This is a genomic window from Pseudomaricurvus alkylphenolicus (assembly GCF_011683955.1).
GTDB lineage: Bacteria > Pseudomonadota > Gammaproteobacteria > Pseudomonadales > Cellvibrionaceae > Pseudomaricurvus > Pseudomaricurvus alkylphenolicus.
The window spans coordinates 330,186-344,132 of sequence record NZ_JAAQPI010000008.1; the positions used below are offsets into that span (position 1 = coordinate 330,186).

The following is a 13,947-nucleotide window of genomic DNA, read 5'->3' on the forward strand; positions in this document are numbered from 1 at the left end:
TTACCAGATACCGATCAACGAGAACCCGAATATGAACATAACGGCAGAATGCTCCGATTACTTCGTCACACGGGTCTGGCGCTTCCAGCTGCAGGAATTGCAGCAGTTTCACGAGCAATGGCTGGACCTGGTGAATAAACTTCGACAGGCTTCACCAACTCCCGATGCAAGACGCTCCACGCGCAACGGCTGGAAAACCCCCTACGACCTGTTCAAAAGAAAGGAATTTGAGGTGCTGCAACACACGATTCATGAGTGCACCCGACATATATTCAAGCAAATGGCGGTAGATCCGGCGCTAAAATTCAAGGTCAACGGTTCGGTCAATATTACTGATCCGGAGGGTTACAACCGCCAACACGGGCACAGCAATACCCTGTTTGTAGGTTGTTACTATTTACAGGTGCCTGAGAATTCCGGCGACATTTGCTTTACCGATCCTCGCCCCGGCGCCAAATATGCCCCCTTGAGTTGTGCCAGTAACCACGGTTCCAGTAATATCAACATTTCGCCGCGGGAAGGCGATCTTCTGATGTTTCCCTCCTGGCTGGAACACTCGGTTGAGACTAACGAATCCAGCGAGTCACGCATATCCATTCCCGTAAATATTGACTCCGTTTAATGGTTGTCCGGAGCAGACTTATGAGTAAAGATGAAATAATTGCCCTCAATCCAGAAGCTCACCGCTTCCACGGTTGGCAGCGCTACCAGAGCTACGCTTATACGGCCAAGGCCTCCATGGTGCCGGTAGCCATTGCTGAGTTGCAGCACCTGCTGCCACTTTACACGTTGGCATTCCGAAAGAGCTCAGCTGAGCAGTATCAGCTGGTTGCGGTATTGGGATTTGAGCCGCAGGACAATCTCTGTGTCAATGCTGAAGGCCGCTGGAAGCTGCCCTACGTGCCAGCGGTGTTCCGTTCTTATCCCTACGTTATGGCAAAACACAAGGTTGCGGAGGAAGAGCGCAATGTGCTCTGTTTTAACAAGAGCAGCGGCCTCTACAGAGAGCTGCCAGACGAGTCGACAGGCGAGATGCGCTTTTTCCAGGACGATGGCAGTCTGGCACCCCATATGCTGAAGCTGGTTAAGTTTCTTGAGCAAATGACCCATTTCCAGCAGGTGACACAAAATGCGGTCAACGTGCTGGCCGAAGAAGGTCTGCTGGCTGAATGGACTTTTATTAAAAAGGACCAAGAGAAGCAACTTCGCCCCATGCAGGCGCTCTTTCGCATAGACCAGCAGGCATTGGCTCAAATTCCGGCCGATACGCTCAAGCGACTCCAGACCTCCAATGCCCTCACCATTGCCTATGCTCAATCTTTTTCCATGGCACGACTGGGCGTACTGGAACAGCTGCACAATGCTCGCCATTCCCAGGCGCAATCCCAGCAATCTGCCCAGGATTTCTTTATGACAGACGGCGATGACTTGGGTTTCGATTTTTCGGGCGCGTAGTGGAGGAGCTTCTAACCGTTCTCATCAAGCGTTAGCGGATGAGTGCCAATATTACTCGATCCGGCCACAATAAGAGCAACAACCAGATGCCGTTTTTACAGCCACAGGCACTTTCCAAGCACAATAAGTTCTTTTAAAAATGTAATCCCACACACATGTCCGACTCGAAATCGATATTAGAAGAGGCCCAGAACCTGTTCACACAGCGCGAGTATCAAGCTGCCCGCGATAAACTATTGCCCCTGGTAGACCCAAACGGTAAGGGAAGTGAACAAGGTCCGGTTGCCAACTTGCTTCTTTCTCAGGTATATGAGGCTCAAGGCGACTACCAGGCGGCTCATGAGCTTTATCGTCTGACGGTAAAGCAGTATCCAGGAGAGCCCGTTACCTGTCTGCGTTGGGGGCGCCTGCTCACGAAGCTCCACTATCCGCAGGAGGCGGCCCGGATCTTTCAGCTTGGCTTGAGTGATACCCGCCACAGGCTTGAATTGACGGATGAACTGGCTAAAGCAAAGATGGCGTCAGGAGACTTTAAGGACGCAAATCAATGGGCGCTTAAAGCGCTGGAGTTAGCGCCTGGACACCCGGTTGGTTTATTCACGCTGGCAAAGGTGTCGAAATGCCGAGGTCTGCTACCCCGGGCCAATAATCTCATGCGAGAGTGTCTGTCCAAATTGCTTGAATCGCCCCCAAAGGCGTCACAGCGGGCTGCTCAGCGGAATGCCATCAACATTAAGCTGGCGGAAGATCTGCTTTGGAAAACCTTGTCCCAGCTAGAGTCGGCAGGCGTGCATGCCTTTGCTCATGCGGGAACGCTACTGGGGCTAGAGCGCGAAGGGCATTTACTGCCCTATGATAAGGATATGGATATAGGGTTGCCCTTTGAAGAAATACCCGCGGCGCTGGAGCTATTGACGCGTAACGGTTGGATGGAGCTGGACGCCTCCTATGGGCTGGTGAACCCCCGGGCACTCTTTCACCGGGAAACCGGACACTATTTAGACCTTTGCGGGTTTCAGGTCGAGTCCGGGAACTCGGTAACCATTGGGGGGTTTTGGTGCGCTAACATTCCATCTAAATGGAACCGTATCACTGAATTTCCAGCGCTTCAGTTACAACGGGTTTCAAAGGAGGTGGGTGATGTTTGGTATGTCGCGGAACCTGCCAAATGGCTTGAAGCCATGTATGGCGATTGGCGGACCCCCGATCCAGAATTCGATACTGTGGTTACAGCTCGAAACCTCAGGGGATTTTCCCCGTTGACGCAATACTACACCTTAATGAAAATCATCAAATACTGGTGGGACGGACGCATTAACAAAGCTCTCTCGCTGTGTGAGGTTTTTCTCCGGCATCTGCCTAAAGATGAATTGCTGCTTCAGATCCGTGGGACACTACGGGCATTGGTGCGGGAGCAGCAGCCATGAGACGCGTGCTGGCCATAGGTGTATTTGATCTCTTGCATGTCGGGCATTTGCGTTATCTGCAGTATGCCAAAGCGCAAGGGGCGTCTTTAACCGTCGCCGTAACACCTGACGAGATCTGCTATCAGACAAAGGGAAAGAATCCGACAATCGTTCAAGAGCAAAGGAAGGAGCTTGTGTCAGCTCTGGCCTGTGTGGATGATACCAAATGGTTGCCCGGCACAACGGAAAACACCCAGGAGGCGGCTGAGTGGATCAAGTCCTGGGGAGTGGATGTAGTGGTGGTGGGCGGAGGCTGGGAGGGCAGCAAACGTTGGCAACGTTTGAGACCCTTGCTTGAGGGAGTTGGCATCGAGGTCTCTTTTGCACCCGCCACAGAGAATATTTCCACAACGGACATTACTCAAAGAATTCAAGAACTAAACGGTAAGTAAATTTGACTCGGACCTTGAACGCAGGCCTGCACGGATTTGGCCGCTTTGCACAGCATTTATTATTTTCCTGGTTGAGCCATTCCAGACAGTTTTCCATTCCTTATCTGGTGGATGAAATACTGTCTCTTGAGGACGTGTATCAGCTGATTACTGACCATGATCGCCTGGATTTTTCTCGCTTTTCACCTCGTCTTGGGGCTGAAGGTGTGGTCTTGACCCACAGCGATGGGGGCGAGGTGGAAATCAATTACACTTGTGGCATCGCAGCAGAGGTTCCCTGGCTGGGGGAGGTCGATCTGTGGCTGGAGTGCTCTGGCCGGAATTCCAGCATCGCTGCCTGTGAGCCCTTTTTGAAGGGCAGAACCCGGCAGGCGATCATTTCAGCCACATGCTGGGATGCTGATCAAACCCTGGTAATGGGGCTTAATGAGAACCAGTGGTCATCGCGGGCAAAAGTGCTGTCCTATGGCTCGTGTACGGTTAATGCCTTCGTGCCTCTGGCGGATTGGCTGCATCAGCAATACGGCGTGCAACAGGCCTATGTAAATGTTGTGCACAATCTTCCACGGCACCAACTGCCGGCACACTCGGATCCTGAATGGAAAATCTGTACGCTCGAAAAAATGGCGCCACAGCTGTTGCCTTGGTTGTCAAATGAGCAGATCTTTGTCAGCTATGCCACCGTACCCTATACCGGCGGTTCCCTGATTGAGTTTAACTTCCGTCTGAACCGCGTCCCCTCCAAACAAGAGGTATTGCAAAAATTGCAGCACGCGCTGGAGAACACCCTAAAGGGGCTCTACCGTATCGAGACAGAGGACCCCGGTGTGGCCGGTGTGTTGGGGGCTCGAGAGAATGCCGTATTTCCTCTGTCTGGCATCGAAGTCATAGGCGACAATCTTCGCTTTAGAGGCTATTTTGATAATGAAAACTCCGCTGTACGTTACTTGCAGCTGGTCGAGTTGATTGTTGGAAATTGACATAAGCCGTTGGCTATGCCCCAATCACTATAGAAGAGTTTAGAACTTCACTCCGCTAATTGATGGAAATTGACGCCATGCTACCGTTTACCACAGATAGGACATCTATAACCGTTCAAATTCAGGAAATCTACATCGGCTTGTTGGGGCGTGGAGCCGCTCAAGCCGGGCTGGATTACTGGGAGGCAGAGTTAACCGAAGGCCGACTCACGATCGAGCAGCTCAGGGCAAACATCGTGAATGAGCAGCCCGAGTATCAACAAAGGCTGGGTGGTGCCACCAGAGAAGTCATGGTTATTCAGCTGTATGAAGATCTGTTTGGTCGAAATCCCGATCAAGCCGGATTGTACTATTGGTTGTATGGTGGTGGTCAGAGTGTCAATGCAGACCAGCTGGTGCTGGCACTTATTAATGGCGCCTCTGCGGCGGATCGAAAGACGCTGGATGAAAAAGTGGCTGCGGCTCAGGCCTACACTGACGAGGCCGGCGACGATTTCGATCTGGAGGCAGCCGCTCGAGCCATTGATTTGCCTGACAACAGCGTAACTCTGGAAGGAACGGAAGAGGGTGAGCTTCTTGAAGGAGGGTCTGGATATGACGAGATTAACGGCAATGGTGGCGACGATCAACTTGAGGGGAAATCCGGGAATGACGTCCTCAGCGGCGGTGCCGGTGATGACGATCTAGACGGTGGATCTGGTGATGACACCCTGCTCGGTGGCGAGGGTGAAGATTTTCTGGATGGCGGCAGCGGCGACGATCTGCTGGAAGGAAACGGTGATGATGACCAGCTGGATGGAGGCAGTGGCAACGACACGCTTGTCGGTGGTGCAGGCGATGACATTCTGACGGGTGACGGGGACGACGATCGTTTTGTGTTTACTCCAGGAGATGGCATGGACACTATTACCGACTTTTCAGCAGGGGAATCTTCGTCTCAAGCGGACAAGATTGATCTTTCCGGTTTCGGTGCATTTGATGATTTCACTGACGTGCAGGACGCTGCAGAACAAGACGGTGACGATACCGTCATCGATCTGGGCGGCGGGGATCAGTTGACGTTACTGGGTGTCACCGCCACTGATCTTCATGAGAACGATTTTATTTTCTGACGAACCCCTGTTTCGAAATGGGGCGCAGCGACCCCATTTCGGAATCCCACCGATTTTTTATATCCAATTGGCATAAGCTGATTTTGTCCTTGTGACGCCTGTCTCCCCATGGATTGACCCTTCTGAACTAAAATTTGAGACAAAAGTCCAACTAGTTCTGCTTTCTTACACATGGATCGTTTAATCAGAGGCGAGTTATGTCAACCATTGCTGACACTATTCAACAACTCTATATAGGCCTGCTTGGCCGTGCTGCTGCCATCCCCGGTTTAGCCTACTGGACCGAGGAAATCACCTCCGGCATCCTGACCATTGAGCAGCTACGCGCCAACATTGTTAACGAGCAACCCGAATACCTGCAGGGTCAGGGCAGCATGACCCGTAGTGATGCAGTGGTCGCACTCTATCAAAATCTGTTTGAACGCGAGCCGGCCCCAGCTGGATTGGAATACTGGGTCAACGGTGGTGGCAGTACGGTTAATTTTGATCAATTGGTCTTGGCCCTGATTAATGGTGCCTCAGAAGCAGACAGTGCGGTATTGGCTCAGAAAACAGAAGCGGCACAAAGTTATACGGAGCAGGCCGGCGACAGCTTTACTTTGGAAGACGCCGCACAGGCTATTGCCAACGTGATTAACGATGCTCCCACCCAAATAACCCTCAACAAAGCATCAGTCGCAGAAAACGATTTGGGAGCCGTTGTTGGTGAGCTGACGGTTATAGACCCGGATGAAGAGGATCAGCACACCTATCAAGTGAATGATGAAAGGTTTGAAATCGTTGATGGTCAGCTGCAGCTCAGGTCCGATCTCAGCCTGGACTTCGAAACACAGTCCAGTGTACAGATCGAGATCACCGTGACCGACGAAGAAGGGCTGGAACTCACTCAGCTGTTCGATATCGAGGTTACGGACGTCAATGAATCCCCCTTTGATTTACAGGTCACTGATACCGTAGTGTTGGAAAAAATCGCCGGCGCGGTAGTGGGAGACTTATTTGTATCCGATCCGGATATCGCCGATAGCCACCAGTTTTCTGTCGACGATGACCGATTTGAGGTGCTGAATAATCAACTGCGATTAAAAGCCGGTGTCTTTCTGAATGCCGATACCGACGAGGCGATCTTCACGACCATCACGGCTACTGACAATGGCGGGTTGAGCACCAGCGCCCAATTCGAGATACAGGTAACCGCTGTCAATGAGGCACCTACAGCGATTGCATTAACCGATCTCACTTTTCAGGAGAACATTGTTGGCGCCGAGGTTGGTGAGATTACGGTTTCAGACCCTGATAGTGGTGATAATCATGCCTTCAGTTTGAGCGATGAGCGTTTTGAGGTCGTCTCGGGCACGCTGAAGCTGAAGAGCGATCAGGTGATCGACTTTGAACAGGAATCCGAAATCCCTCTAACCATTGAGGTAACAGACACGGGTGGTTTGCAGTTTCAGGACCAATTTCAGTTAACGGTTACCGATGTTAACGAAGCCCCAACGGCCATCAGTCTGGATAATGATGATGTCGACGAAAACAGTGCGGCAGCGATCATAGGGCAGATTGAAATCAGTGATGTGGATGCTGGTGACAGTCACCAGATATCGGTCAGTGATGAACGCTTTGAAGTGCAGAACAACACTCTGAAATTGCGCGAGGGCGTTGCTCTGGATCATGAAGCTGAATCCTCCATTAACCTGACATTAACGGCTGTGGATAGCGGCAGTCTGCAACTGCAGCAGGCATTTATCATTCAGGTGAATGATATTAATGAGAACCCGACCGGCATTCAGCTTGGCGGCAATACTGTTGAAGAAAACAGCGATGCTGCCACGGTAGGAAGCATTGATGTGATCGATCCGGATGCGGAGGATCTGCACACCTATTCCGTCAGCGATGACCGATTTGAAGTCGTTGATGGAGCCTTGAAGCTAAAGGCTGGAGTGAGCCTGGATTTCGAATCGGAGCCACTCATAGACATTTCTGTGACGGCCACGGATTCGGGCGCATTGAGTCTGGAGCGGGCTCTGGAGCTTGAGGTGCTCAATACGAACGAGGCTCCGACAGACATTCAAGTCAGCAACCTGACCTTAAACGAAAACGATACGGCCGCAACCATAGGTTCCGTCAGTGTCTCCGATCCGGATGCCAATGATACTCACACATTCCTGATCAGCGATGAACGTTTCTCAATCCTTGACGGTCAAGTGCGTTTGGCGGATGGACAGAGCCTGGATTTCGAAATAACGCCATCCGTCAATATTGATATTACCGCCATAGATGAAGGTGGTTTAGCGTTGCTGCGCAGCTTTACAGTGCAAGTGCAAAACGTTAATGAGTCACCGGCGTTCGACGACGACAGTCTGGCATTGGAAACCGAATTTAACACGGCCTTTCAAGGCTTGGCGGCAGTGACGGATGTCGACTCAGAGGCGTTGGCCTTTTCGATTTTTCAGGCTGCCGACGACGGCTTGGTGACCATAGATGGCGACGGCAACTTTGTCTATACACCGGAAGACGGCTTTGTCGGCAACGATGAATTTACCTTGCAGGTACAAGACGACGAAGGGCTCACAGACCTCTTGCCCATATCCATCACTGTGGGCGATTTAAGAAGTGCAGCGGAGGCGTTCAGCCGAGTGGAAGCGGGCATTGATGCGAGCACTCTGCCGTTCGACAATGGCCCGGACTATAGCGATCTTGATTCCGGAATTCATTGGGATTCCACTAATCTCACCTTTGCCTTCAATACCTCTATTCCCAATTTCTACTTCGGTGAAGATATTGATCTCAGCCAGTGGACTCCGCTGACCACGGCGGCCAGAGATGCCGTGCGGGATATTATGCTCGACCTTGAGACATTCACGGCATTGAACTTAACGGAAACCAGTTCCACCAATGGCGATATGAATTTCAATGCCATCTCACACGAGGAGGGTACAGATGCCTTTGCCTACTATCCTTCGGGCTCCCAGCTGGGTGGCGATGTCTTCCTCAATATTGAATACACCACCACTGCTGATTATCGTCAGGGCGGAAGCCCCTATTCCACTGCCGTGCATGAAATCGGGCACGCTCTGGGTCTGAAACACTCGTTTGATACCCCCAACCCGCTGGACAGCGCTCTGGACAACAACGACTACACCATCATGTCGTATACAGAGTCTCGCAATCTGGTCGTCAACCTGGATTACGACACGGTAACCAGAGGTATTACGGCGGCCTGGGAATACGAGGCCATGCCCGAAGGGTTTCAGATTCTGGATGTGGCGGCACTGCAAATGATCTACGGGGCAAACCAGGGCCATGCCGCAGGAGATGATAGTTACACCATCGGTTTTGCAGACCAAACCTTCAAGACAATCTGGGACGGCGGCGGTGAAGACCTGCTGGAGCTTTCTGCCAGCACCGGAGACAGCGAAATAGATCTGCGTCCCGGCACCTTGTCCTCTGTGGATGTCAGAACCATTGACGAGCAAATTGCTGCGGCGCTGGCGGATCTGGACGCACAGGGTGCACCCGACTACACCGACTTTGTCACCGAGGTCTATGAAGACGAAGCCGCCAATATATATACAGGCGAGAATAATCTGGCCATCGCATTTGGGGTGTGGATCGAAAACCTCAATGCCGGGGCGGGCAATGATCTGATCTATGACAATGCCGTGGATAACCGTATAAGCGCCGGTGCGGGTGACGATACCATAAGAGTCTTCGGCGGTGGCTTTGACTGGGTGGATGGCGGTGGCGGCACTGACCGAGTGGAGCTGGATGTCCACTCCAACTCAGTCAGTGTTGAGTCGCTTGATGACGGCTTTATCGTCCTTGGCCAGGACTTTGCCGTGGAACTGGTGGGTGTGGAGACCATAGGTTTCACCGATACAGACTTTCCGCTTGCCTGATGGCCGCAGAGGCTGCAGTGGCGCGTCGTTTGCCGGGGTTACCCTTCGAATGCCGATTCGGGTACAATGTGCGCCACCGAATTTACATAGAAGCCAACTAATCTGTGCGCGGAGAAAACGTTTTCAGGCGCCACTGTGCGGTATACAACGGTTCAGATCTATACCATAGCCCTCAATGTCCATTCCCTCCAAGGCCCAATCCTCCCATTCATGGGATAAATAAGTCAGGCTCCGCTAGAGGCGGGGGTGGAAGATTTTGCCGGGCTGATGGATCAAGTATGATCCCACCTGCTCTGAATCCAGTGCGTTGTACCCGTAAATGAATAATGGAGTCGAATCGATACCTATGAAAAAAGGACTTACCGAACGGATACTGACGGTCAAAATAGATGCCTGGGCCTTTATTCTGTTTTTCCTCCTGGGGATGGCGTTGACTGTGACCACAGCCTGGTTTGTCTGGTATAAATCCACGGGCGGTGAAAAAGGGGGGAGCCTGGGGGATATTGTGATGGGGATAGCGAAGGCGCCTGACCCTTTCATCAAGGTACTCCTCGCCGAGAAAAAGGTTGCCGAGATCATCCAGCCACAAATCAAGGATTTTGACCAGTTTGCAGGATTAAAATCGCATCAGCAGGATGTTGTAGATGATGGCTTCTTGCTGATATCCGCCTATAGCGATGCTAACGGCGTCAGCTCGGTATTTCTTTATGATCTTGCCTCACAGAAGATAGTCCATGAATGGATACCGCCAATAGACGACTTATTGGCACAAACAACCTACAGAAGCGAGGAAAGCAAAAAGCATAACTTCAGATCACAACACCCGTTACTGCTCGACAATGGCGACGTGCTGATCACCAGTGGAGAGGGGCCGCTGCTTCAACTCAGCGCTTGCAACAAAATAGTATGGAGTGTGGATCGACATTTTCACCATTCTATCGAACGGGCTGACAGCGGAGAGCTTTATGTTCCTATCGTTTCTCAGGGGCTCAATGTTCCTTTTCCTCTCAGAAATGACGGGGTGGCAAAGGTGTCCGCGGATGGCCGGATTATCGATGAATGGTCTATTTATGAAATGCTGTCTCGCCATGGGTATGAGGGGTTGCTCCTTGGCTTTGGACGCGCCGAGTGGGACCGTATGCACCTGAATGATATTGAACCCATTGCGACAGATGATGAGTTTACTAGGGCAGGTGATCTGATGCTCAGCATTCGCAACCTGTCAACGGTACTGCTGTATCGGCCATCGACCGACGAAGTCATTTGGGCAAAAACCGGGCCTTGGATCAATCAGCATGATGTTGATTATCTGGGCAACGGCATCTTTACCATTTACGGCAATGACATGGTTCGCGCGCACGCGAAGGATGTGTCCTATCACGGATATAACACCATTTGGCAGTATGATCAAAAAACTGACGAAGTTTCTGCATTTCTTTCTCTTGAAGATGTGTCAATCAATACGATTACAGAAGGACGTCATCGGGTGCTGGGTGACGGAGATGTTATTGTGGAGGATACCAACGCTGGCCTGATTCACCGGGTAAACCAAAAAGGCCTGGTTTGGAGCTATGCACATGGTTTAGGCAACGGCAAAATCGGTGCGCTGCATTGGAGTCGGTATCTAAAAAAATCCGAGTTAGACCTTAACTGGCTGGAGGAGCTTCAATGCCAATAGTGATGAACAATAGACTGGGCAGGAATTGTGGCGTCGCGGTTGCGCTCGCTTTGCTGGCTTTGCCGGCTCACGCCTATCTGGGCCCTGGAATGGGTATTGGTGCCTTCGGGGTTTTTCTTGGCATTATCGTCTCATTTCTGGTCGCTGTTTTCTCGTTGATCTGGTTCCCGATTAAACGCCGCATTCGTGCAAAAAAAATGAAGGCAAGTGCTGAAGCGCAGACCGAAACCGAGGCGCCAGACAACGCCTGTCATCAGGGCCACGAAGCCGCCGACAATAGCTTACAGGCAAGAGATATCAAGTGACGCTGGCTGTTCTTGCAGTGGCAACTGTTGTGGGAGTGTTCCTGTTCAGCTGCACAAAGTACCGCCTTTACACCACCAACATCATTACTGGGGCCAGGAAATCTGCCCGGCTGGTGGTCAATGGGGCGATCAGTGATCACTGGAAAGAGCGAGTGCTGCCACAGTACTCACTGATCATCTTCTCAAACAGCCTAAAACTATTTGTTTCTCTGGCGACGTTATTTGTCCCCTTTGCATTGTTTTGCCTTGCGTTCCAATCAGAAGAATTCGATCTGGCAGGTGATGCCGCCTCCTTACCGGGCGTACTGATTTCCACATTCTCAGCCTGCCTGTGCCTGCTTGTTATTTCACGGGCAAAGGTGGCTGATAAGTCGGGTTATAATGTCTGGGACCGACTTCTACACCGCCTGGTGCTTTCCAACAACACCGTTGGTGAAGCCTTCTTCGACATCGAACTTGGCAGAACGTCGACCTCTGAGGCAGATATCCGCAAGGCCAAGCATGTCTTCGTTGCCGGATTGGCCCGCAGCGGCACGACGATATTAATGCGATCTCTCTATGAATCGAGGCAGTTTTCGTCATTGACCTACACTGATATGCCCTTTGTGCTTGCTCCCAATCTTTGGAGATCGCTTCGTGGCACATCCAGGCAGGGAGCAATGCAAGAGCGCTCTCTTCAGGATGGCATCAGGGTCAATTTTGAGTCTCCGGAGGCGCTGGAGGAGGTTTTCTGGCGAACCTTTGATGGCGAAAGCTATATCAAACCCGACAAGATGGTAAGACACCCAGTTGCGTCTTCATTGATCGAAAAATACACTGCCTACATTGGGGCGATTACAAAGAACTACGGGAAGGATAGATACCTCACCAAGAACAACAACAACCTGCTGCGGCTCGAACCACTGTTGAGCAACTTTGAGAATTCTATTTTTCTCGTTCCCTATCGACACCCATTGCAACAAGCCAACTCACTTCTTCGAACCCATGACTTGATGACAAAGGAGCAAGGTGAAGACCCGTTTTTCAGAAAGTACATGAGCTGGCTGGCTCATCACGAATTTGGCTTGGACAAAAAGAGGATGTTGCTGGAGGGTAATGTACCGGAATACGAAGCCCCGGTTTTACTGGAATTCTGGTTGGAAGAATGGGTGTCGGTGTATGGGGCCATTGTCACCCTGGCGAGTCAAAATGATCGCGTGGTACCGATTGGTTATGAGCTGTTGTGTGACAATACCGAGGCCTTGTGGCCCAAGATTGCGAAAAAGACGGATACCGGTTTCAGGGGTATTCCCGACATGATCAAGTCTCACAAAGACGTAGACTATAAGGGCGATGACGAAATCCTGTCGAAGGCCACAGAGACATACCATAAACTCAATGAGCTTTGCGCCAGGAACCTCAACGGCGAATGAGATAACGTCATCGACTTGCCTCTGCAGTCCAGACAAAACACTGAGTTGAGCCCAAATCCAATGCAGTGTTAGACTGCCTCACTTCATTCAATAACAATGGCTCTTCAGGCCATTCCCAAGGAACCCCAATGAGCAACGAAAACCCCGCCACTGTGAACATCGACGGCAAAGAATTCAAAGTTGACGACCTCAGCGACAATGCCAAGGCGCTTATTCAGAACATCAGCTTTGGTCAGGCTGAAGTCCGCCGCCTGCAGGGGCAGTTGGCTCTGGCCCAAACCGGCCTGCGCACTTACCAGCAAGCCCTGGCCAAAGAACTGCCAGCTGAAGAAAAAGCCTGATCAATTATTGATCGCTTTCCGTGGCGGCTCCCGGTTTTTGAGTCGCACGGAACTCGGAGGCCGACACGGCTGGACAATGAGCGGTATAGTTGTACGGTAAAAAGATGAGCAACAAAAAGCACGAAGACCCCAGTCAATCCGACTCGTCTGAGACCTCACCTAACAGTGATGGCAAGAACAGTGCAGCCGATTCCAGCAACCAGATTACCTTGCTGGAAAAGCTCACAGTCACCTATTCAAGTCGAGAAGATCGGCTTTGCATGTCCGCTGCTACCCATGGCGGAGACACCTACGTCTTCTGGTTAACCCAGCGCTTTGGCCGCGTACTTTTACCACGCCTGATCGAGTGGGTGGAGAACCAGGGTGAAGGCCTCCTGCAGCCCAACCTCAATGAGCGATCCAGCCAGCGGGCTTCCCTGGGGCCGATCAATGCCAAGCAGGCGGCAAAGCAGCAGGCCCAGGCACAGATGCAACAGCGTCCTTCGCAACCCGTGCAGCCCGCCAAAGATTCCCTGGAGCAATTGCTCCACTCTGTGGATTTAAAGCAGCTCAAGCAGCATTTGTTGTTGATTATTCCTCTTAAGGAATCCGGCAATAAAGTTGGGGTGCAATTTTCCCAAACGGCTCTGTCCCAGTGGCTCGGTATTGTCTACAGAGCCTATGTGGAGGCTCAATGGCCCCTGGAAATCTGGCCGGAATGGTTCTCCCTGGCCCAGGAAAAACCTTCAGAACTGCTCGACGCCAAACTGCATTAATCCCATTTTCTCATGCAGCCTTATCCCATTGTGTGGGATGGTTTGATATATCAACCTGTTGGCCTGTGGAGGCTGCGTGCTGCGTCTCGATTTCTGTACTCACCAGATACAAACCGAAACAATTTAACGGTCTGCAAGCTATTGATATTTAATAA

At 51.5% G+C, this 13,947-nt stretch carries 12 protein-coding genes; all 12 read left to right on the plus strand.

Annotated features, from left to right (window positions below):
- Nucleotides 1–31: 31 nt before the first annotated feature.
- Nucleotides 32–622, plus strand: coding sequence for a TIGR02466 family protein (locus HBA55_RS20940; RefSeq protein ID WP_166995443.1), 591 nt, complete (start codon nt 32–34; stop codon nt 620–622).
- Nucleotides 623–642: 20 nt separating this feature from the next.
- A complete protein-coding gene (locus HBA55_RS20945) occupies nt 643–1,455 on the plus strand; it encodes a SapC family protein (protein ID WP_166995446.1) in 813 nt (270 codons plus the stop codon).
- Nucleotides 1,456–1,610: 155 nt separating this feature from the next.
- Nucleotides 1,611–2,882 carry a tetratricopeptide repeat protein gene (locus HBA55_RS20950; RefSeq protein ID WP_166995449.1) on the plus strand — a complete coding sequence of 424 codons (1,272 nt, stop codon included), beginning with the start codon at nt 1,611–1,613 and terminating at the stop codon, nt 2,880–2,882.
- Nucleotides 2,879–3,313, plus strand: coding sequence for an FAD synthase family protein (locus HBA55_RS20955; protein ID WP_166995452.1), 435 nt, complete (start codon nt 2,879–2,881; stop codon nt 3,311–3,313). The genes HBA55_RS20950 and HBA55_RS20955 overlap by 4 nt, the downstream gene beginning before the upstream one ends.
- A 2-nt stretch (nt 3,314–3,315) precedes the next feature.
- Nucleotides 3,316–4,293, plus strand: coding sequence for a hypothetical protein (locus HBA55_RS20960; RefSeq protein WP_166995455.1), 978 nt, complete (start codon nt 3,316–3,318; stop codon nt 4,291–4,293).
- A 77-nt stretch (nt 4,294–4,370) separates the two neighbouring features.
- Complete coding sequence (locus HBA55_RS20965; RefSeq protein ID WP_206019892.1) at nt 4,371–5,405, plus strand: DUF4214 domain-containing protein; 1,035 nt, start codon at nt 4,371–4,373, stop codon at nt 5,403–5,405.
- Nucleotides 5,406–5,602: 197 nt separating this feature from the next.
- Complete coding sequence (locus HBA55_RS20970) at nt 5,603–9,301, plus strand: Ig-like domain-containing protein (RefSeq protein ID WP_166995458.1); 3,699 nt, start codon at nt 5,603–5,605, stop codon at nt 9,299–9,301.
- A gap of 346 nt (nt 9,302–9,647) precedes the next feature.
- The gene (locus HBA55_RS20975) at nt 9,648–10,979 is read left to right on the plus strand and encodes an arylsulfotransferase family protein (protein WP_166995461.1); all 1,332 of its coding nucleotides are present in this window, start codon (nt 9,648–9,650) and stop codon (nt 10,977–10,979) included.
- Entirely contained in the window at nt 10,970–11,284 is a 315-nt protein-coding gene (locus tag HBA55_RS20980) for a hypothetical protein (protein ID WP_166994895.1), read from the plus strand. The genes HBA55_RS20975 and HBA55_RS20980 overlap by 10 nt, the downstream gene beginning before the upstream one ends.
- Nucleotides 11,281–12,696 (plus strand): sulfotransferase, encoded by a 1,416-nt coding sequence (locus HBA55_RS20985; protein WP_166995463.1) that lies wholly within the window; start codon nt 11,281–11,283, stop codon nt 12,694–12,696. Before HBA55_RS20980 ends, HBA55_RS20985 begins: the two co-directional genes overlap by 4 nt.
- 128 nt (nt 12,697–12,824) lie before the next feature.
- Nucleotides 12,825–13,037, plus strand: a complete 213-nt coding sequence (locus tag HBA55_RS20990) for a DUF6447 family protein (RefSeq protein WP_166995467.1) — start codon at nt 12,825–12,827, stop codon at nt 13,035–13,037.
- Nucleotides 13,038–13,141: 104 nt separating this feature from the next.
- Nucleotides 13,142–13,792 carry a hypothetical protein gene (locus HBA55_RS20995; protein ID WP_166995471.1) on the plus strand — a complete coding sequence of 217 codons (651 nt, stop codon included), beginning with the start codon at nt 13,142–13,144 and terminating at the stop codon, nt 13,790–13,792.
- The last annotated feature ends 155 nt before the right edge of the window (nt 13,793–13,947 follow it).

Bases quoted from the DNA above. Each gene is read 5' to 3' on its own strand.
- HBA55_RS20940 (WP_166995443.1), top strand. From the start codon at position 32: ATGAACATAACGGCAGAATGCTCCGATTACTTCGTCACACGGGTCTGG.
- HBA55_RS20945 (WP_166995446.1), top strand. From the start codon at position 643: ATGAGTAAAGATGAAATAATTGCCCTCAATCCAGAAGCTCACCGCTTC.
- HBA55_RS20950 (WP_166995449.1), top strand. From the start codon at position 1,611: ATGTCCGACTCGAAATCGATATTAGAAGAGGCCCAGAACCTGTTCACA.
- HBA55_RS20955 (WP_166995452.1), top strand. From the start codon at position 2,879: ATGAGACGCGTGCTGGCCATAGGTGTATTTGATCTCTTGCATGTCGGG.
- HBA55_RS20965 (WP_206019892.1), top strand. From the start codon at position 4,371: ATGCTACCGTTTACCACAGATAGGACATCTATAACCGTTCAAATTCAG.
- HBA55_RS20970 (WP_166995458.1), top strand. From the start codon at position 5,603: ATGTCAACCATTGCTGACACTATTCAACAACTCTATATAGGCCTGCTT.
- HBA55_RS20975 (WP_166995461.1), top strand. From the start codon at position 9,648: ATGAAAAAAGGACTTACCGAACGGATACTGACGGTCAAAATAGATGCC.
- HBA55_RS20980 (WP_166994895.1), top strand. From the start codon at position 10,970: ATGCCAATAGTGATGAACAATAGACTGGGCAGGAATTGTGGCGTCGCG.
- HBA55_RS20990 (WP_166995467.1), top strand. From the start codon at position 12,825: ATGAGCAACGAAAACCCCGCCACTGTGAACATCGACGGCAAAGAATTC.
- HBA55_RS20995 (WP_166995471.1), top strand. From the start codon at position 13,142: ATGAGCAACAAAAAGCACGAAGACCCCAGTCAATCCGACTCGTCTGAG.